Source organism: Pseudomonas sp. Pse35 (assembly GCF_024519715.1).
In the GTDB taxonomy this organism is placed as follows: domain Bacteria; phylum Pseudomonadota; class Gammaproteobacteria; order Pseudomonadales; family Pseudomonadaceae; genus Aquipseudomonas; species Aquipseudomonas paracarnis.
Map to the genome: position 1 here is coordinate 31,782 of NZ_JALJRP010000010.1, position 19,448 is coordinate 51,229.

General features: G+C 59.8%; 22 protein-coding genes. 14 read left to right on the forward strand and 8 right to left on the reverse strand.

The features are described from left to right. Window positions 1-5: 5 nt before the first annotated feature. Window positions 6-1,139, forward strand: a complete 1,134-nt coding sequence (locus OC445_RS11225; protein ID WP_262020157.1) for an NAD(P)/FAD-dependent oxidoreductase — start codon at window positions 6-8, stop codon at window positions 1,137-1,139. Next, on the forward strand, window positions 1,139-1,765 hold the full coding sequence (locus OC445_RS11230) for a transcriptional regulator (RefSeq protein ID WP_057978045.1): 627 nt from the start codon (window positions 1,139-1,141) through the stop codon (window positions 1,763-1,765). The genes OC445_RS11225 and OC445_RS11230 overlap by 1 nt, the downstream gene beginning before the upstream one ends. 124 nt (window positions 1,766-1,889) lie before the next feature. Here the strand turns inward: OC445_RS11230 and OC445_RS11235 are convergent, their stop codons facing one another. Beyond that, window positions 1,890-2,666 carry an ABC transporter substrate-binding protein gene (locus OC445_RS11235; protein WP_057978047.1) on the reverse strand — a complete coding sequence of 259 codons (777 nt, stop codon included), beginning with the start codon at window positions 2,664-2,666 and terminating at the stop codon, window positions 1,890-1,892. A gap of 174 nt (window positions 2,667-2,840) precedes the next feature. After that, window positions 2,841-4,340, reverse strand: a complete 1,500-nt coding sequence (locus OC445_RS11240; RefSeq protein ID WP_034127123.1) for a CoA-acylating methylmalonate-semialdehyde dehydrogenase — start codon at window positions 4,338-4,340, stop codon at window positions 2,841-2,843. A 108-nt stretch (window positions 4,341-4,448) separates the two neighbouring features. Between OC445_RS11240 and OC445_RS11245 the strand changes: the two genes are divergently transcribed. The 4 genes from OC445_RS11245 (at window position 4,449) to OC445_RS11260 (ending at window position 9,723) form a co-directional block, all read left to right on the forward strand. Beyond that, a complete protein-coding gene (locus OC445_RS11245) occupies window positions 4,449-5,390 on the forward strand; it encodes a LysR family transcriptional regulator (RefSeq protein ID WP_057978049.1) in 942 nt (313 codons plus the stop codon). A 280-nt stretch (window positions 5,391-5,670) separates the two neighbouring features. Beyond that, the gene (locus tag OC445_RS11250) at window positions 5,671-6,129 is read left to right on the forward strand and encodes a (2Fe-2S)-binding protein (RefSeq protein WP_014718046.1); all 459 of its coding nucleotides are present in this window, start codon (window positions 5,671-5,673) and stop codon (window positions 6,127-6,129) included. Beyond that, on the forward strand, window positions 6,129-8,366 hold the full coding sequence (locus tag OC445_RS11255; RefSeq protein WP_262020158.1) for a xanthine dehydrogenase family protein molybdopterin-binding subunit: 2,238 nt from the start codon (window positions 6,129-6,131) through the stop codon (window positions 8,364-8,366). Before OC445_RS11250 ends, OC445_RS11255 begins: the two co-directional genes overlap by 1 nt. A gap of 16 nt (window positions 8,367-8,382) precedes the next feature. Further along, window positions 8,383-9,723, forward strand: a complete 1,341-nt coding sequence (locus OC445_RS11260; protein ID WP_198791173.1) for a c-type cytochrome — start codon at window positions 8,383-8,385, stop codon at window positions 9,721-9,723. Between the two features lie 150 nt (window positions 9,724-9,873). On the opposite strand, the gene OC445_RS11265 is transcribed toward OC445_RS11260, so the two are convergent. After that, window positions 9,874-10,023: a hypothetical protein gene (locus tag OC445_RS11265; protein ID WP_019821498.1), complete on the reverse strand. Its 150-nt coding sequence runs from the start codon at window positions 10,021-10,023 to the stop codon at window positions 9,874-9,876. Between the two features lie 134 nt (window positions 10,024-10,157). Continuing rightward, window positions 10,158-10,601 (reverse strand): DUF421 domain-containing protein, encoded by a 444-nt coding sequence (locus OC445_RS11270; RefSeq protein WP_198791172.1) that lies wholly within the window; start codon window positions 10,599-10,601, stop codon window positions 10,158-10,160. Window positions 10,602-10,835: 234 nt separating this feature from the next. On the opposite strand from OC445_RS11270, the gene OC445_RS11275 reads away from it, so the two are divergent. After that, complete coding sequence (locus OC445_RS11275) at window positions 10,836-11,054, forward strand: hypothetical protein (RefSeq protein WP_198791171.1); 219 nt, start codon at window positions 10,836-10,838, stop codon at window positions 11,052-11,054. Between the two features lie 9 nt (window positions 11,055-11,063). Here the strand turns inward: OC445_RS11275 and OC445_RS11280 are convergent, their stop codons facing one another. Next, window positions 11,064-11,897, reverse strand: coding sequence for a DNA/RNA non-specific endonuclease (locus tag OC445_RS11280; protein ID WP_198791170.1), 834 nt, complete (start codon window positions 11,895-11,897; stop codon window positions 11,064-11,066). A 267-nt stretch (window positions 11,898-12,164) separates the two neighbouring features. On the opposite strand from OC445_RS11280, the gene OC445_RS11285 reads away from it, so the two are divergent. Continuing rightward, window positions 12,165-12,620: a GNAT family N-acetyltransferase gene (locus OC445_RS11285; RefSeq protein WP_034127108.1), complete on the forward strand. Its 456-nt coding sequence runs from the start codon at window positions 12,165-12,167 to the stop codon at window positions 12,618-12,620. 200 nt (window positions 12,621-12,820) lie between these two features. Then, window positions 12,821-12,970, forward strand: a complete 150-nt coding sequence (locus OC445_RS11290) for a hypothetical protein (protein ID WP_262020159.1) — start codon at window positions 12,821-12,823, stop codon at window positions 12,968-12,970. A gap of 27 nt (window positions 12,971-12,997) precedes the next feature. On the opposite strand, the gene OC445_RS11295 is transcribed toward OC445_RS11290, so the two are convergent. Next, a complete protein-coding gene (locus OC445_RS11295; protein WP_054921133.1) occupies window positions 12,998-14,521 on the reverse strand; it encodes a sensor domain-containing diguanylate cyclase in 1,524 nt (507 codons plus the stop codon). A gap of 418 nt (window positions 14,522-14,939) precedes the next feature. On the opposite strand from OC445_RS11295, the gene OC445_RS11300 reads away from it, so the two are divergent. The 4 genes from OC445_RS11300 to OC445_RS11315 all read left to right on the forward strand — a co-directional run bounded on the left by OC445_RS11300 (window position 14,940) and on the right by OC445_RS11315 (window position 16,663). Further along, window positions 14,940-15,116, forward strand: a complete 177-nt coding sequence (locus OC445_RS11300; protein WP_003190478.1) for a general stress protein — start codon at window positions 14,940-14,942, stop codon at window positions 15,114-15,116. A gap of 328 nt (window positions 15,117-15,444) precedes the next feature. Beyond that, on the forward strand, window positions 15,445-15,795 hold the full coding sequence (locus tag OC445_RS11305; RefSeq protein ID WP_014718036.1) for a general stress protein: 351 nt from the start codon (window positions 15,445-15,447) through the stop codon (window positions 15,793-15,795). A 53-nt stretch (window positions 15,796-15,848) separates the two neighbouring features. Further along, entirely contained in the window at window positions 15,849-16,400 is a 552-nt protein-coding gene (locus tag OC445_RS11310) for an ATP-dependent Clp protease proteolytic subunit (protein ID WP_089042645.1), read from the forward strand. Between the two features lie 29 nt (window positions 16,401-16,429). After that, window positions 16,430-16,663, forward strand: coding sequence for a DUF2934 domain-containing protein (locus OC445_RS11315; RefSeq protein ID WP_089042644.1), 234 nt, complete (start codon window positions 16,430-16,432; stop codon window positions 16,661-16,663). 476 nt (window positions 16,664-17,139) lie between these two features. Here OC445_RS11315 and OC445_RS11320 read toward each other — a convergent pair whose 3' ends face one another. Next, on the reverse strand, window positions 17,140-17,409 hold the full coding sequence (locus OC445_RS11320) for a DUF6555 family protein (RefSeq protein ID WP_003190473.1): 270 nt from the start codon (window positions 17,407-17,409) through the stop codon (window positions 17,140-17,142). Window positions 17,410-17,812: 403 nt separating this feature from the next. Next, the gene (locus tag OC445_RS11325) at window positions 17,813-18,127 is read right to left on the reverse strand and encodes a hypothetical protein (protein WP_034127106.1); all 315 of its coding nucleotides are present in this window, start codon (window positions 18,125-18,127) and stop codon (window positions 17,813-17,815) included. A 397-nt stretch (window positions 18,128-18,524) separates the two neighbouring features. On the opposite strand from OC445_RS11325, the gene cyoA reads away from it, so the two are divergent. Beyond that, window positions 18,525-19,448: a ubiquinol oxidase subunit II gene (gene cyoA, locus OC445_RS11330; protein ID WP_054921139.1), complete on the forward strand. Its 924-nt coding sequence runs from the start codon at window positions 18,525-18,527 to the stop codon at window positions 19,446-19,448.

Here is a 19,448-nt window from a genome sequence, read left to right on the forward strand (position 1 = left end):
TCTCCATGAGCCAGGCAGACTTCATCATTATCGGCGGCGGCATTGCCGGCGCGTCCACCGGGTTCTGGTTGTCGCAGCACGGCAAGGTCCTGGTGCTGGAGCGTGAAAACCATCCGGCCTATCACTCCACCGGGCGTTCGGCAGCGCTCTACACCGCCGCGTACGGCACCCCGCAAGTACGCGCGCTGACCTTGGCCAGCCGGGCCTTCTTCGACCAACCACCCGCAGGCTTCTGCGAACATCCCCTGCTGACGCCCCGGGGCGAAATGACCGTTGATTTCAACGGTGACCCGGCCGAACTCGACAGCCAGTACCTGAGCGCCAAGGCCACCGTAGAGCAGGTACAGCGCCTGACGGTCGATGAAGCCTGTGCACGCTTGCCGATCCTGCGCCGTGAAAAAGTCCACGGGGCAATCTACGCCCCTACCGCCTGCGACATCGACACCGACGCCCTGCATCAAGGCTACCTGCGCGGTATCCGCCGCAACCAGGGCGAAGTGCGCACCGACAGCCATGTGCTGGGCTTGAGCCGCGACGCCGACGGCCTGTGGCAGGTGCGCACCCAGGATGCGACCTTCACCGCGCCGGTCATCATCAACGCCGCCGGTGCCTGGGCCGACCATATCGGCGGGCTGGCGGGCGCAGCGTCCATCGGCTTGCAGCCCAAGCGCCGCTCGGCCTTTGTCTTTGCCGGCCCCGAGGGCATGGACAGCCACGACTGGCCGATGCTGGTAGCCCTCGACGAAGCGTTCTACATGAAACCGGATGCCGGCATGTTCCTCGGCTCACCGGCCAACGCCGACCCGGTAGAACCCCAGGATGTGCAACCCGAAGAGCTGGACATCGCCATGGGCATCTACCAGATCGAGGAAGCCACCACCCTGACCATCCGCCGCCCCACGCGCACCTGGGCCGGGCTGCGCAGTTTTGTGCAGGACGGTGATTTGCTGTCGGGCTTTGACCCGCAAGTACCGGGGCTGTTCTGGGTGGCAGCGCAAGGCGGCTATGGTATCCAGACCTCACCCGCCATGGGCCAGGCAAGCGCCGCTCTGGTGCGCGGCGAACCGCTGCCGGAGGCACTGACCCGGTTCGGCCTGGACGCTGGTATGCTCTCACCGGTCCGCCTGGAGCCCCATTGATGAACACCGCTGAACAAGACAAGGTCATGCAGAACTTTCGCGCGATTGCCGATGCAATCGCTACGTTGTTCTTTCCCCATGCAGAAGTGGTGCTGCATGACCTGCGCACGCAAACCGTGGATTACATCGCCAATAACCTGTCCAAACGCAGCCTGGGTGACGACTCGTCCCTGGAGGACATGCTCGACGGCGACGTCAGCGAGGTGAATATCGGCCCTTACGAAAAGCTCAACTGGGACGGCCAGAAAATCCGCAGCCTGAGCACTGTGCTGCACGACCACAAAGGTCACCGGCTGGCTGTATTGTGCATCAACCTGAATATTTCAATGTTCGAAACGGCCAAGGCGGCGCTGGATTTATTCCTGTCGCCAAGCAAGCTGATCGCACAGCCAGACGCGCTGTTTCGCGATGACTGGCAGGAACGCATCAACACCTTCCTGCATGCCTGGCTGCGCGAGCGTCAGTTGAGCCTGAACCTGTTGACCCGCGACCACAAACGCGAACTGGTGCTGGCGCTGCATGCTGAGGGAGCCTTCAAGGGCAAGAGCGCCTCCAACTATGTGGCCAATGTGCTGGGCATGGGGCGGGCGACGGTCTACAAGCATTTGAAGGAATTGAAGGCCTGATCAGTTGTAGGAGCGAGCTTGCTCGCGAAGAACTTTAACGATAACGCGTGCATTCTGGGTAAACGCGGTGCCTGAGAGTTCTTCGCGAGCAAGCTCGCTCCTACAAGAGTTCGATCCGCTAGAATCAGTCGCCGTAGATATCGGCCTTGAAGTACTGCTGTGAAATCTTCTGGTATTCGCCGCTGGCGCGAATGCCGTCGATGGCCGCATTCAATTCGCTGACCAACTCGCCATTACCCTTGCGTACTGCGATGCCGGCCCCCTCACCCACGTATTTCGGGTCTTTGAGCTCCGGGCCGACAAAGGCATAACCCTGCCCGCGCGGCATCGACAGGAAGTCGCTCAGGGGAATGGTGTCGGCAAAGATCGCATCCAGGCGCCCCGCTGCCAGGTCCATGTAGATTTCTTCGTTATTGCTGTAGCGCTTGACGTTGATGCCCTTGGGCTCAAACACCTCGGTGGCATACCGGTCGGTAGTCGTTGCGCGCTGTACACCAACGTTCTTGCCCTTGAGGCTGGCGTACTGGTCATCCACCACGGCGCCGTCCTTCATCACCAGGCGCGACGAGGTGAAGTAGTACTTGTGGGTGAAATCCACCGACTTCTTGCGGTCTTCGTTGATGGTCATGGACGACAACGCCATGTCGATCTTCTTGACCTTGAGGGACGGAATCAGCCCGTCGAACTCCCCTTCGATCCACACGCACTTGACCTTCATTTGCGTACACAGGGCGTTGCCAATGTCGTAGTCGAACCCCACGATCTTGCCGTCGCCGGTTTTGGAGGCGAACGGTGGGTAAGCGGCCTCAATGCCAATACGCAGGGTTTTCTCGGCGGCCAGCAGGTGGCTGGCGGCAAACAGGCTCAGGGCCAGGGCGGGAAGGAGATGGCGTTTCTTCATGGAGGGGTTCTCGCAAGTTGTTGTTGGTTTGGCAAGAGTGAAGAAAAACGTGGAGCGGCTATTTTGTACTTATAATTCCATACTGGACTTTTATGTGTTCAACCGTCAACAGGCAAAAAAAATGTGGGAGGGCTTGAGCCTTCCCACATCAGATCCTGCAGCACAGCTTGAACGTTACTTGGACACCGGCATCGCAAACTCCGCACCCTGCTCGATGCTCTCCGACCAGCGCTGCATGATCGACTTCTGCTTGGTGTAGAAGCGCACGCCCTCGGTGCCGTAGGCATGCATGTCACCGAACAGGCTCTTCTTCCAGCCACCAAACCCGTGCCAGGCCATGGGCACCGGGATCGGCACGTTGATACCGACCATGCCCACTTCGATGCGCCGCGCAAACTCACGAGCAATGTTGCCATCGCGGGTGAAGCAGCTGACGCCGTTGCCGAACTCGTGGTCGTTGACCAGCTTCACTGCCTCGGCAAAATCGTTGACCCGTACACAGGCCAGCACCGGGCCGAAGATTTCTTCGCGGTAGATGCTCATGTCCTGGGTTACGTGGTCGAACAAGGTCGCGCCGAGCCAGAAGCCATTTTCCAGGCCGGGTTCGGTGGGGACGTAGTCACGGCCATCGAGCAGCAACTGCGCGCCCGCTTGTACACCCTGCTCAATGTAACCACTGATGCGTTCCAGCGCGGCCCGCGACACGATCGGGCCCATCTCGGCTTTGAGATCGCGGCCATCGGTGATGCGCAGCAATTTGGCGCGTTCGGTCAAGGCGGCAATGACTTTGTCACCCACGTCGCCTACCAGCACCGCCACCGAGATCGCCATGCAGCGCTCGCCGGCACTGCCGTAGGCGGCGCCCATCAGCGCGTCCACGGTGCGTTCGATATCGGCGTCGGGCATCACCACCATATGGTTTTTCGCCCCGCCCAGGCCTTGCACGCGCTTGCCGTTGCGGGCGCCGCTCTCGTAGATGTACTGGGCAATCGGCGTGGAGCCGACGAAGCTCACGGCCTTGACGTCCGGGTGTTCGATCAGCGCGTCCACCGACTCTTTATCCCCCTGCACCACGTTGAACACACCTTTGGGCAGGCCGGCTTCATGCAGCAGCTCGGCCATGAACAGCGACGCGCTTGGGTCAGTCGGGCTGGGCTTGAGGATAAAGGTGTTACCCGCCGCAATGGCGATGGGGTACATCCACATCGGTACCATCACCGGGAAGTTGAACGGCGTCACGCCGGCGACCACGCCCAACGGCTGGCGCATCGTCCAGTTGTCCATGCCACGGGAGACCTGGTCGGAGTGTTCGCCCTTGAGCAGGTTGGGAATGCCGCAGGCAAATTCGAGAATGTCGATGCCACGGTCGACTTCGCCCTGGGCATCGGTGAACACCTTGCCGTGCTCGGCGACGATGATGCGCGCCAGGTCGTCCTTGCGTTCGCGCAGCAGATGCAGGTACTCGAACAACACGCGGGCGCGACGGATCGGCGGGGTGTCGGCCCAGCCGGCAAACGCGGCCTGGGCGGCGGCGACGGCTTCGGCCACGGTCTGGCGGCTGGCCAGGGCCACACGGGCGGTGACTTCACCGGTGGCCGGGTTGTAGACGTCCTGATAACGGTCATCGCGGCTGACGCGCTGGTCGTTGATGTAGTGCTCGATGGTTGCAGTCATGGCAGTCGATCCAGGTGGGTAGCGTTGGTCCACACGATATGCTTTCACTTTGTTCCGAACCAGAGCAGAATCCAGAACTTATTGTCCTTATATGCGAACAATACACCCATGGAAAAGGCTGAGATCGAAGGGCTGTGGACCCACATTCACTGGCTGTCAGTGCTGGAGGAACAAGGCACCTACACCGCCGCCGCCGCGCGCCTGGGGGTGAGCAAGTCAGCGGTGAGCCAGCGCATTTCCGACCTGGAAAAGGCCACCGGCACGCGGCTGGTGACGCGCACCACCCGCAGCGTGCGGCTGACCGATGCAGGGCTGTCATTGGCCCGCGAAGTGCGCAGCGCCTATGCGCAGATCGCCCGCAGTTTTTCCTCGGTGCGCGACTCGGTCGGGGAAATACGCGGGCTGGTGCGCCTGACCGCCCCCGTGGCCTTCGCCCGGCAACAACTGGTGCCGCACCTGTCCGGCTTTTTGCAGCAGTACCCCCAGGTGCGTATTCAACTGGACGTCTCCGATGCCTTGAGCTCACTGGCCGCCGAGGGTTACGACCTGGCGGTGCGCCACGGCTTCCAGGTGCCCGAAACCCACGTGGCGTGGAAACTGTGCGACACCAACTCGGTACTGGTCGCCACCCATGATTACCTGCAACACCACGGTGAACCCCGCGAGCCGGGCGACCTGTCGGCCCACAACTGCCTGTTTTACCCACGCGGCACCGACCAGCCCGCCTGGACCTTCGAACGCGGCAGCCAACCCCTCGAGCGCCTCACCGTGCCCATCGCCGGCAGCTTCGCCACCAATAACAGCGAAGCCTTGCGCGACGCCGCACTCAACCACCTGGGCATCGCCCTGCTCCCGGACTTCAGCGCCCAGGCGGCGCTGGCGGCTGGCAAAGTGGTGCAGGTATTGAAGGACTGGACACTCAAAGGCGCGTTTGCCGATGAGATTTACCTCATTCGGCCCTACTCGCCCCATGTGCCCAAATCGGTGACCGTATTGGTAGGGTATTTGAAGGAAAAGCTGTCAGGCGGGTTTCAATTTGGTGGCTGCTGATGAAGGCTCTTGTAGGAGCGAGCTTGCTCGCGAAAAAACCGAGAACCCCGCGTTAAACCTGATAGCGCGCGTTATCGTTGGCGATCTTCGCGAGCAAGCTCGCTCCTACAGAGGACAGTGACCCGATCCTGTTGAATTCTTGCCTGATCCTCTGAACTTGAGGGCAATCGGATAGATAGCCCTTGCGCGTTGGTCTAGAGTTCGACGATGGGCGACTTCCAGTCGCACCGCTCCTATAAGAACTCAGCACCACCAACCGATGATCAGCAGGTGAGCCCGCATGGAATTACGTATCAACCAAAAGGCCTATCAGGTCGATGCCGAAGCCGACACCCCGTTATTGTGGGTGATCCGTGACAACCTGGGCATGACCGGCACCAAATACGGCTGCGGCCTGGCCCAGTGCGGCGCCTGTTCGGTGCTGGTGGACGGCAACGTGGTGCGCGCCTGCGTGACGCCCGTGGCCGGCGTGGTCGGTCGCGAGATCACCACCATCGAGGCCGTGGAGGCCGATGACGTGGGCAAGCGTGTGGTGGCGGCCTGGGTCGAACATCAAGTCGCGCAATGCGGTTACTGCCAGTCCGGGCAGGTGATGGCGGCCACCGCGCTGCTCAAACATACCCCCGCGCCGACCAAGGCGCAGATCGACGCGGCGATGGTCAACCTCTGCCGTTGCGGCACCTACAACGCGATCCATGCCGCCATGGATGCCTTGGCCGCCGGGAAGGAGACCGCCTGATGAACACCAACGAGATCATTCCCGGCGTGACCCTGGGCGAACCGATCAACCTGTCCCGTCGTCGCTTCCTGGCCAGCACCGCGGTGGGCGCGCTGGTGATCGGCTTCGGCTTGCCGCTGGGCACCTCCCGCGTGCAAGCCGCGACCGGCGCGGCCGCTGAGCGTGGAACCCAGGTACCCGCCTTTCTGGAGATTCGCCCAGACGGCAGCGTGCGCCTGCTCAGCCCCTTCATGGAAGGCGGCCAAGGTACCCACACCGCCATGGCGCAGATCGTCGGTGAAGAATTGGATGCCGACCCGGCCACGTTCATCGTCGAAGCGGCCCCGCCCGGCGAAGCCTACGTGGTGATGGAAAATGGCATGCGCATCACCGGCGGCAGCATGTCGGTGCGCATGAGCTACCCGACCATGCGGCGCCTCGGCGCCCTCGCCCGCGCGATGCTGATGCAAGCCGGCGCCGAGCAACTGCGCGTACCGCTCAGCGAGCTGACCACCCAACCCGGTCGCGTGGTGCACGCCGCTTCCGGTCGCTCCCTGGGCTACGGCGAATTGGCAGGTGTCGCCCTGGATATGCCGGTGCCCGACCCGCCCAGCATCACCCTGCGCGACCCGAGCCAGTTCCGCTGGATCGGCAAGCCGGTCAAGCGCCTGGATGCCTATGACAAATCCACCGGCAAGGCGCAGTACACCATCGACCTGAAAATCGACGGCATGCTCCATGCCGCCGTCCAGCATGCGCCACGCCTGGGCATGACCGTGGGCAGCCTGCGCAACCAGGCGCAGGTGCAAGCCATGAAAGGCGTGCATTCGGTTCACACCCTGCCCGGCGCCGTGGCCGTGGTAGCCGAGCGTTGGTGGCATGCCAAGCGGGCCGTCGAAGCCATCCAGGTCGAATGGCTTGAAGCCGCCGCCGACTCCACCGTGCGGGCGATGCCGGCGGATTTTTCCAGCGACAAGTACCGCGACTTCCTCGCCGCCCAGCAAGGCCCGGCCCGCGATGACGAAAACGAAGGCGATGTGGCCGGCGCACTGGCCAGCGCCAAAACCCGCGTCGAAGCCACCTACCACAACCAGTACCTCAACCATGCCCAGCTGGAACCGCCTTCAGCCCTGGCACGCTTTAACCCCGACGGCACGCTGGAGGTGTGGCTGCCTAACCAGGCGCCGGATATGTTCCGTGCCGACATCGCCAAGCGCACCGGCCTGAGCACTGAGCAAATCACCCTGCACTCACCGTTGCTGGGCGGCTTTTTCGGCCGGCATTTCCTGTATGACTCGGCAAATCCTTACCCGCAAGCCATTGCGTTGGCCAAGGCGGTGGGCCGGCCGATCAAGCTGATCTGGAGCCGTGAAGAAGAATTCGTGCGCGATGTATTGCGCCCCGTCGCCGTGGTCAAGTTCCGCGCCGCACTGGATGACAAAGGCCTGCCCGTAGCCATCGAAGCGGTCAGCGCCACCGAAGGCCCCACCGAAGCCATCGCCGGCAAACAGGGCGACGCCATCGACCCTACCGCCCTGGAAGGCTTGTCGGGCAAGAGCTATGCGATCCCCAACAAACGCATTGCGCAGATCTACGTCAAAGGTCCGGCTATGCTCGGTTACTGGCGCTCGGTGGGTAACTCGCTCAATGACTTTTTCTACGAAGCCTTCCTGGACGAACTGGCCGACAAAGGCGGCCATGATCCCTATGAACTGCGCCTGCACCTGCTGCGCGACAACCCGCGCCTGACCACCCTGCTGCAAGCGGCCGCCGAGCTGTCTGGCGGTTGGAAGCGTGGGCCCTACACCGCCGAAGACGGCACCCGCCGTGCACGCGGCGTAGCCATGGCCTCGCCGTTTGGCTCCCATGCAGCGGTGGTGGCCGAGGTGTCGATCGAGAACGGCCAGGTCAAGGTTCATCACATCTGGGAAGCGATTGACCCGGGCAGCATCGTCAACCCGGCGATTGTAGAGGCGCAGGTCAACGGTGCCGTGGCCTTGGGCCTGTCGCAAACCTTGTTGGAGGAAGCGGTGTACGTGGATGGCAAGCCACGGGCGCGCAACTACGACCTTTATCCGGTGCTGCCGCCTTCGCGTATGGCGCAGGTCCACGTGAAGATCGTGGAGAGCGGAGAAAAAATGGGCGGTATCGGCGAACCGCCGTTGCCGGCTGTGGCCCCCGCCGTGGCGAATGCCGTGGCGCAGCTGACCGGCCAACGCATCCGCAGTCTGCCTTTGAGCCGTTACACCTTCAGCTAACCGACAGGGAATGCCCATGAATAACCGCCGATTCGCAAGAACCGCAGGGTGGCTGGTGCTGCCCTGCGTGGTCGCCGCCGGCCTGCTGGCCTGGTATGTCACCCGCGAGCCTGCCTCGCCTTTTGAACAGCAACAGGCCACTAGCTTCGACCCCGCGTTGGTCACTCGCGGCGAATACGTCGCGCGAGTGAGTGACTGCGTGGCCTGCCACAGCCTGGCCGGCAAGCAGCCATTCGCTGGTGGCCTGGAAATGGCCACTCCGCTGGGGGCGATCCACGCCACGAACATCACCCCCGACCGCGAGCATGGCATCGGTGCCTATAGCCTGGCCGACTTCGACCGCGCCGTACGCCACGGGGTAGCACCGGGCGGGCGACGGCTCTACCCGGCCATGCCCTACCCGTCTTATGTGAAGCTCAGCGACGATGACATCCAGGCGCTGTACGCATTTTTCATGAAAGGCGTGCAACCGGCCAACCAGCCTAATATCCCCAGCGACATTCCCTGGCCGCTCAACCTGCGTTGGCCCATCGCCCTGTGGAACGGTGTGTTTGCACCGACCGCGACCTATGCCGCCAAGCCCGGCCAGGACGCACTGTGGAACCGGGGCGCCTATATCGTCCAAGGCCCGGGCCACTGCGGCAGTTGCCACACGCCACGGGGGCTGGCGTTCAACGAAAAGGCCCTGGACGAATCCGGCGCGCCATTCCTGGCCGGTGCCCTGCTCGACGGCTGGTACGCCCCCAGCTTGCGCCAGGACCACAACACCGGCCTGGGGCGCTGGAGTGAGGAACAGATCGTGCAGTTCCTCAAGACCGGTCGCAACCAGCATGCCGTGGTCTATGGCTCGATGACCGAAGCCTTCAACAACTCCACGCAGTTCATGCAGGACGATGACCTGGCCGCAATCGCTCGCTACCTCAAGTCACTGCCCGGCGACCCGCAGCGTGACGGCAGCCCCTGGCAGTATCAAGCGGCAACAGCGCGCCAGGATGCTCCCGGCGCCCATACTTACGCGACCCGCTGCGCCTCCTGCCATGGGCTCGACGGCAAAGGCCAGCCCGACTGGATGCCGCCCCTGGCCGGCGCCACCTCGGCCGTGGCCAAGGAAAATGCGTCCGCGATCAACATCACCCTCAATGGCTCACAACGTGTAGTCACCGCCGGGCTGCCGGACGCCTACCGCATGCCAGCGTTTCGTGAGCAATTGTCCGACTCGGAAATCGCCGACGTGCTGAGCTACGTGCGCAGTACCTGGGGCAACCACGGCGGCGCGGTCGATGCGAAGGCCGTAGGCAAGTTGCGCGGGCATACTGACCCGGCGAGCAGTAGCCCGATCATCCTGCATATGCGTTGATAGGTCGCGATCAACTGTGGGAGCGGGCTTGCCCGCGAAGGCGGACGGTCAGTCACTGCATCGTTAACTGAACCACCGCTATCGCAGGCAAGCCAGCTCCCACATTCGGCAATGAGCATCAATGATATAAGCGGCGGCTGGCAGGCCGCTCTATTTGCTCTCGTCCGCCTTGCCTTCCTGCATCTGCACCGACGACTGGGTGCCACTGTTGTTGTCTTTAGTGGCGTTGTCAGCGTTGTCAAAACAGCCGTGCAGCAGGAACGCGCTGCACAGGCCCACGCACATATAAAGCTTCTTCATGATCGTTCACCTGTTGGCAAGTGTGTGTTATCGGCGTGACGAAAGCAGAATTCGTCCGCCCATGATCTATCTGTCTGGAACAGAAGCGCTGGCGTTCAAAAAATAGCCCCTTGGCTGACGAATGGGGCCGCGTGTTATTCAAACGGGATCACCGAAATCTTGCCGTTGCGCTCAAGAATCGCGAAGCGGATCTGCTTGAGTTCGACAAGCCCTTGGGTGGACCGGGCCGCCTCAAGAATGTCGCCCTCGTCCAGGCGCGCATGCTTGAGCCTTTTATGCAGCACCTGGCCTTGCTCGACCAGCACCGTCGGCCCGCCATCGAGCACCCGTGCGAACCAGGCTGAACGCTGCTTGGCCAGCGAGAAGCCAATGTCGATGGCAATGAGGGTGGCGATGACCAGCACGGCGTTGGTCATCGAGAAATCTTCGCCCAGCAACGCCTGTTGGGTGGCTTCGCCGATGACCATCAACAACACCAGGTCAAAGGTGGTGAGCTCGGCCAGCGTGCGCCTGCCGGCAATTTTGAACAGCACCAGCAGCACCAGGTAAATCGCCACAGCCCGCAGTACAGAGTCCATGGTTGCCCCTCGGATCATTGAATGGGAAACGACCGATTCATACGGATTAGGTGACCACCGCGCCGCGGTGGTTCATTCTTTCGACACATCTCGACCACCATCTAAAAAGATGATGGTTTCAGCGCAACTGAATCGTTGAAATGATCGAAATTTCGGCAGTAACCCAGTTGATACCGGGGCGTTGCCAGCGGGTCACAGCTCTATATCGATCACGCTGAAGAAGGAACCCCTGTCATGAACGACTCACAACGCGCCTGGGAACTGGCTATGGTGCTGATTGCCAATGGCCGGATCCCCTTCGACCCCGCCAACCCGAGTGGGTCGGTGAAAATCCTTTCCAAGCATCTGCACGCGCTCGAAGAAGCACTGCGTGAACAGGCCACAGACGTCGCCACGCATGAGCGCCTGGGCAAGAACAACAGCCGCAGGCCCTCGTTGGTGTGTGCCGAATAGGCGTCAGACTCAGGTTCGGCTACAGCCGATCCGGCTCGGCAACTGGCCCTGCCTGGCCTTCAGCGTGGCTTGCATCGCTTGCGGCAAGGTGCTCCAGAACGTCAGCCCCGAGCGCTCTTCGATGTGATCCACGGTGACCTGGTAATCGCAGAAGTCTGCGCCCTTGGGGGTTTCCTGGTTCATCACGAATGAGGCGTACAGGCCCGTTTCCGGCGAACTGCCGACCACGATGATTTTCCAATAGCCGCTGGGGATGGTGTGCACTTTGTTCGTACCTGGCAACGAGCCAACAAAATGCTCATACAGCGGCCCGGTGGCCACATACACCTGATCGACGCCTGGCTCCTTGCTGAGAGTGCGCTCCTGGTCTTCCAGGCGCGCCCACGGCCCCTGGTTGAGTTCGGCTTTTTGCGGCGTGATGTTCGACAGGTAGTTGAGGGTTTGCCAATCGGCCACCCCCGCCATTGACGCGAGGTTGGCCTGATGCCCACGGTCGATTTTGAGCGCGACGTTGGCGCCGTTGTAATCCACCGGGTCCAGGGTTTCCCCGGCTGGAATATCCGGGTCGGTGCGCCAGTCACGGGAACGCCCGCTGGCCGCGCTGGCCTTGGTGATCTTGTAGGACACCCAATTGGCAAACTTGGTCGAACCGTTGTTGTTCAACGTGTAGGCCTGGCGGTTCAACGTCACTGGGCTGCCGCCGGTGGGGCAACCAACCGCGCAGTTATCGAACTGCAAGGGTGGCGCAGGGAGGACGGCGGACTGGCGTGTGGGCGTGGTACAGGCGGCCATCAACGGGATCAACGAAAACGCCAGGTACTTGAGCGATGTGCTTCCTTGCATGGTGTTACTCCTTGGGATGAATCTGTTAAAAGACTGAATGGCCTCGGCCGATGCGCTTCCTGCGCAAGTCGAGATAACCATTGGAACACATAAACATTTCTAAACAACGACTGCAATCAGGCCAACAAACGTAACCCCTTCGCGCCCCATAACTGTGCTATCCATAACGCCGCCCTCTAGCGGGCGATAGCATCGCGTCATCAATGCACAAGGGACTGTCATCAAGCACGTGGGGGCAAATGTTTAAACAGAGGATGCTCCACGACCATGGCTGAATACCTTCTGCCTCCCGCTGCTCCACACTGGCTGATCCGCCAAGCCATCCCCGACGATGTGCATGCCTTGGTCGCACTGGATGCCTACGCAACCGAGCATGCCAGCCGTCGTGTGTTTATCTATGATGCCGTGGTTCGCCAGCAATGCCTGGTAGCCGCCAACGCTAACGTGTGCGCCGGCTACCTGGTGCTCACCCACGATTTTTTCAACCATGGGTTTATAGCGCTGGTGGTGGTTTCACCGCTGTACCAACGCCAAGGCGTCGCCCTTCGTCTGCTGGCAGCGGCCGAAGCGGCCTGCAAGACGCCCAAGCTGTTCGCGTCGACCAATGCCTCCAACGGCGCGTCCCAGGCCCTGCTGACGAAAGCCGGCTTTATTCCCAGCGGGCAGATCGAGAATCTGGACGATAACGACCCTGAACGTGTGTACGTCAGGTTCATTCGCTGACGATACCTTTTGTAGGAGCGAGCTTGCTCGCGAAACACTCACAGGCGCCGCGCTTATTCAGGGAGCGCGCGTTATCGTTGAGGTTTTTCGCGAGCAAGCTCGCTCCTACAGAAAGCAGAACGCCATCTGCGCTACGCAGGAACCTTTTCTCGAACGCACAATCTGTGGTTCACCCTTTTGAACCGATTGAGACCCTGCGCATGCTTGTGAAAAAAGCCGTCCTCTGCATGGCACTGCTAAGTGCCGGCTTCATCGCAGGCTATGCGGCCAAACCCACCCCGCAGCTGCAAGTCACCGCTGGCCAACTGATGGAGTGCGGCGAACTCATGATCCCGACGCTTGGGATGTGAGCCGCGCATACCCAGGTAAAAGCCGTTTCAGCCGCCCGAAGTCACGTCCGCAGGGTGCACGTTGAACCCATTGCGCCCCGCCGCCTTCGCACCGTAAAGCGCTGCATCGGCCGCCTCGACCAAACCCAACACCGGCTCCAGCCGTGAGCCCAGGCCCGTCGCAACGCCGATACTCACACTCACGCGCCCGAAGGGGCTGCCTGGGTGTGTGATGTTCTCCTGCTGTAGGCGCGAAAGAATGCGTTGCGCGACCACCGCAGCGCCTGCACTGTCAGTCGCGGGCATGATGACCGCCATTTCTTCTCCGCCATAGCGCGCCACCAGGTCCGAGGGCCGCCGCACGCACGTTTCCAATAACGTGCTGACCGCCTGCAAGCAAGCATCTCCCGCGACGTGACCAAAGGCATCGTTGAAGCGTTTGAAATGGTCGATATCGATCATCAGCAATGCCAGTGACGTACCCTCGCGCTGCGCCCGGCGCGCTTCAACGGCCAGCGTTTCGTCAAAACAGCGGCGGTTGGCGAGGCCGGTCAGCGCATCCTTTTTCGCTAATAGCGCCAATTGCCGATTGGAGTCGAGCAACTGTTGCTGGGCGACACGCAACGCCTCTTCCGCCGCCGTACGCCTGCGGATATCCAGGATCAGAAACCAGCCGATCAGCCCCGTCAGCCCCAACAGCCCCGCCACCACGACCGCTGACAGTGCCGCCTCGATGCGCCACGCCGCGAGGGCTTCGTGCTTGCCCAACGCGACCGTGGTGATCAGCGGCAGGGTTTCGCTTTTGCGAAAGGCATAGAGCCGCTCAACCCCGTCGAGGCTGGAGGTATAGGCCGCAGTGCCCACAGGCTGGTCGACGAGGTACTTGGAATAAATAGGCGAGGTGGAGAAGTTGCGGCCCATGTCCTGCTCGCGGAAGGGGTAACGCACCAGTAACGTGCCGTCGGCGTAGGACAGGCCGATGGCGCCCTCCTGGCCCACATCGAGTTTGCCGAATACCCGCAGAAAGTTTTCCACCCCCAGGGTCACGGCGACCACGCCAGCGAAGTTGCCGGCCGCGTCGTTGAAACGGCGGCTGATGGTCACCACCCATTCATGGTTGGCGCGGCTTTGAATCGGCGGGCCAATAAAAGGTTCAGCGCTCGGATCGTCGCGATGGTGGATGAAATAGGCCCGATCACTGCTATTGGCGCCCTCCGGAATCGCACGATTGGAAGACAGCAGCCACCGGCCCTGATGATCATAAATGGTGATGCCGCTGAGCTGCGGCATCAGCGGCTGCTGTAGGTTGATCAGCGTGCTGATTCGCTGGATTTGCACCGGCCCACTGCCTTCGGTTTCCAGGCGCTCAACCAGCCCCAGCAACAGCAACGAGCTTTGCCGCACGATGCCTTCGGTATAGGTGTTAAGGGCCTGGGTCAGGTTCAAGCCATGCACATCCACTTCCGCCAGCGCACGGTCGCGGGAAGACAGGACTTTCCAAATCGTCAGCGAAGTCAGGGAACAGCCGATCACCAACAGCAACAGCATCACAAGACGGGTATCACGCTTCACGTCAGCACCTTAAGGAAGTCCGGTTTCCGTTCCAGCCATCATTCGAACGTCGGTACTCACAGGGGCAACCGGTTCCAGAGTGCCAGCATACAAGCAGTCTGTGCGGGCTGCAGCAACAGAGTGTGCGGCTGAGCGCCGGCCAGAGTAGCCAGCGCCTTTAATGACCACTATCAAACAGGGTATTGAATGCTAAACCAATCGTTAAGGTCGCCATTAATTCAATATCAATCGACGCGACAAAACTTATACGAAGCGGCACTTCTTGAGCCTAGTTGTACAAGTTTCATCTACCACTCTACCGTTCATCGCCCTTTTTAAAAAATTTCAAAACATCTGCGCACTTGCCCCTATCAGAAAAGATGTCCGTTGCATAAACGGGCAACTAGCGAAACGACATTTCAAAACTGGGAGTATTGTTATGACGACGAGCAATAAAAACCCTGGAAACTTTGCCAATGATCGCGAAAAAGCATCACAGGCGGGAAAGAAAGGTGGACAGGCCTCTGGCGGCAACTTCGCCAACGACCGCGAGAAAGCCTCGGAAGCCGGGCGTAAAGGCGGCCAGAACAGTCATGGTGGTGGACGTAAGTCCTGACCACACGGGCAGTACCGCTGTTCCGTTCGTTAACAAAGGGCATTCATCATGCGTGCGTCCATTGATAATCAGCGCGGCGAGCCAGCTCGCAGGCCGATTGTAGAAGTGCAAACTAAAGCAAGGACTGGCCTGCGTTCTAATACGTCTGCGTGTTACGAACATCAGCAACTTTCTGAACAAGCCGAAGCCACGATAAGTGCATCTAAAACGCCACCCTTGTGTGAAAGGCACTTATAACCGTGCAGCTTGACTCACGCGCCTAAGTGCACGTTTCCAGCACAATCGAAGTGAACGTTACATTACCGACATAACGACGAGGTAACTGAACATGACTACTCAAGACAAGCAAGGCCAGATGAGCGTCAGCGAAGCCGGTAAAAAAGGCGGCGAAGCCACTTCTGCGTCCCATGACAAAGAGTTCTACCAGGAGATCGGCAGCAAAGGTGGCCAAAACAGTGGCGGGAACTTCAAGAATGATCCCGAGCGCGCCGCTGAAGCCGGCAGCAAAGGCGGCCAGAACAGCGGGGGCAATTTCAAGAATGACCCCGAACGCGCCGCCGAGGCGGGCAGCAAAGGCGGCCAGAACAGTGGCGGCAATTTTGCCAACGACCGTGAAAAAGCTTCCGAAGCCGGGCGTAAAGGTGGCGAACACAGCCACGGCGGCGGACGCAAAAGCTGATGTGCTTGATGCAGGGGAGCCGTGCTCCCCTGCTTTCATTGATGAGGGACACCATGCCTTTACACATTATCAACTTCACCGCACCGGTCACCGCTTCTACGTGCAGCCAACTGATTGAAAAAGCCTCGTTGGCCGTACAACAAGATGCCCAGGGCCTGGTACTGAATATCGCCACCATGGGTGGTGAATGCAGCTACGGCTTTACGATGTACAACTTTTTATTGTCCCTGCCGATTCCGGTGCATACCCATAACCTCGGCACCGTGGAATCCATGGGCAATATCATCTTCCTGGCCGGTGAGCGCAGAACCGCCTGCAAGCACAGTAAATTCCTGTTCCACCCCTTCCACTGGCATGTGCAAGGCGCGGTTGACCACTCGCGCATGTCCGAATATGCGATGAGCCTCGATTACGACTTGCAGTTGTACGCACGCATCGTGGCCGAGCGCACCGCCGATGCTGTCGAAAAACTGGAGACCGAAAAGTACCTGATCGCCGCGCCACGCATTCTCGACCCGCAACAAGCGCTGACCGCCGGCTTGATCCATGGGATCGAACCTCCCGTAGTCAAGGCGGACTTCGTGAGCAGCTTCATTCACTCCTAGCACCTTTTATTCAATAGGGGAGCCTCACAATGGACGAAGAAACGATCCGACTCACCGCGTACCGCATTTGGGAACAGCAAGGGAAGCCTGGCGGTCAGGATTTCGTGCACTGGTTACAAGCCAGGGAGGAGCTGACAACCCCGCCGAATGACGGCCTGGCAGGCTCGATAGCAAGTAGCGTCACCCCGCCCAACCCGGACCGATCAAAGCGCCAGGCGACCGCCGCCGGGCAAAAAACCCGCAGCAGAAAACCCAACTGCTGAACCCACAGAGCAGAGAGTGAGGACGCGCCTGTCGATAAACCTGCCAGGGTTCTAAAACATCGACAGCCGTCCAAGCGCCATCCCCTCCCCGCCGCCTCTCGATACTGGCATTAAAACATCAACTAATCGCTTGTTTGAATTCTTCCTCTTTAGCAGTTGAAAACGCCCACTTCTTAATCGAGAGTGGCCGTTCATTCAGGGAGGAATCGATGTGCCCCATCTACAAGCGAACCGAAGTTGCCTGCAATGTAAACAACCCTACGAATCGACGCTGGATGACCCCGACTTTCTAGTGTCGTCGGCCTCTGACATGCTCTGCCCAGCGTGCCAGCAACACTATGCAGCCGACCTGATGAAAGAGGCACTTCAACGCAGCGTGCAAAAGTTGTGCATGTTGCAGGAGCGACGCAAAAAACAGTAAACACTCGCCTCGCCCCTACCGCCACCCGCATGAACCCCGCCCATTAAAAACACATTCATTCGGGTGGCGGCGGCACATAGGGCTTTGCAATAAACGGGATACTCCCAGACGGGCGCCATCTTACATTCTCAAGACCGTAGCGCTCGGCCAGCGGTTTACTGATGCGTTTGATCTTTTCATTACGCGACCTGGGAATAATGCCAATTCCAGCATCGCAACAGGCCCAATGCCACGCCTCTGCGTTATTCATCACCTCCGCTCTTATAATGAAAGACTTAGGCTCGTGGTGGTATTCGTACTCGATGACATATAAAGAATTTTTCATAACCTCTCCTTCTGATTTTTTGTTATTTGCTCAGAACGAAGGTTCAGAAATTTTAATCTTTTAATGACGACGATCACGCACTTTCTGTCGCACTACCGTTCGTCGGCCTCGCATTAAAAAAAATAAAACGGTTCATGCTTCTTCTGTTTCTTAATACTGAGTCTGTTCACTCCAGGCTCTTGGTAAAAACTCCTGTCTTGCCCGCATTCCGTGCGGGCTTTTTTATTCTGCCGCGACGCTTCATCCTGTGGCGAGGGAGCTTGCTCCCGTGACGGCCTGGCAGCCGACGCTTGTCTAACTGACGCACCGAGGTCCAAGCTTGCCTGTCGGACCAAAATCCTCGTCGGCTGTCAGGCCGTCATCGCAGGCAAGCCAGCTCCCACATTCAAGATCGCGGAGCCACTCAATCGTCGTCGTGCACGTGAGCGTCAGCACAGGGCAGTCGGCCGGACTCACCTCCGGCAATCCGTTCCGCCTGATCAATACCGCGTTTGAGCGCGTCATTCACCGTCCATTCGGCACCCGGCAACTGCTTGATGCGTTCAACCACACATTGTCCCGTCGCGGTATAAACACAGAGCAGCACTTCAATATCAGCATCGTCCCGCTCTCGGGCCCTGACTTCGATATGGCAGCCGTTTTCGACTTCCCGGGTGAAGCATTTTTCTTCCAGTGCTTTTGAGACCCAGGCTTTATAGGTGTTGCCACGTATAAACATAGCGCTTCTCCAAAACCGTTAGTGGGGTTGGCCATCAACTAACGACTGAAATCCCTAAACAGAATTCAGACTTTCTGCAAGGCCACCTCCATCATGCACCGATAAAAACCCTTTACCGTTTCGCCTGTTAAACCGTTCGTCAGGCGAGGAAACAAATTGTTAAACCAACCCATCGGGCTCTATTCAAAATGTTCGGGAGCGCGGCGAAATGCGCCCTGCAGAGCGGCAGAAAAAGCCAATAGAACCGGACAGTAGACGCACTTTATCTACTGACGGCAGCTTATTGCCGAATGTTTATCACCTGATGGCTCCTGGTGTTAACAAGCGCTTCGCTTAGTTAACGCGCGAGCACAGATTCGGCACAGCAAAACGCAAGTTTCCAATACAGGAGCAAGGCATGAAACGAGCGATGGGTTATTGCCTGGTCACTATCACCAGCCTCTTCTTACTCACCAGTTGCAACCTGGTGGTATTCAACCCCAAGGGGCAAGTAGCAACCGATGAGCGCGACCTGATTATTCTCGCTACGGGCCTGATGCTGCTGGTGGTCGTTCCGGTGATTGTGATGATGTTTGTCTTCGCCTACCGCTACCGCGCCACCAATAAAAAAGCGCGTTACTCCCCCCGCTGGGCCAGTTCACACAAAATCGAAGCGGTGGTATGGGGCGTTCCCCTGCTGATCATCATCGTCCTGGGGTGGGTGACCTGGGAGACCACCCACGCACTCGACCCCTATCGCCCGCTGGAATCAGACACCCCGCCGATCAATGTGCAGGTGGTGGCCACCGACTGGAAGTGGCTGTTTATCTACCCTGACCTGGGCATCGCCAGCGTCAACGAACTGGCCCTGCCGGTGCACACGCCGGTGAGTTTCACCGTCACCTCCGACGCGGCCATGACCTCGTTCTTTATTCCCGCACTCGGCGGGCAGATCTACGCCATGGCCGGCATGCAGACCAAGTTGCACCTGATCGCCAACGAAACCGGTGAGTTCAGAGGGATTGCCGCCAACTACAACGGCCCCGGTTTTTCCGACATGCATTTCACCACGCTGTCCCTGAGCACTGCCGACTTTCAAACCTGGGTGACAAAGGTCAAGGGCGCGGCCACTTCTCTGGACCATAGCTCTTACGCGCAATTGGCCAAGCCCACCCTCAAGCACCCGGTGACCTATTACTCGGCGGTACAGGAGCGCTTGTTCCTGGACATCGTCGATAAATACGAGGGCATGAACAAGGCCAATAAACCCCGGCGCTCGCCATTGAGCGACGCTGCACAACGCACCGATCAACACCCAAGTCTGCTGGCTGAGGAGCGGTAA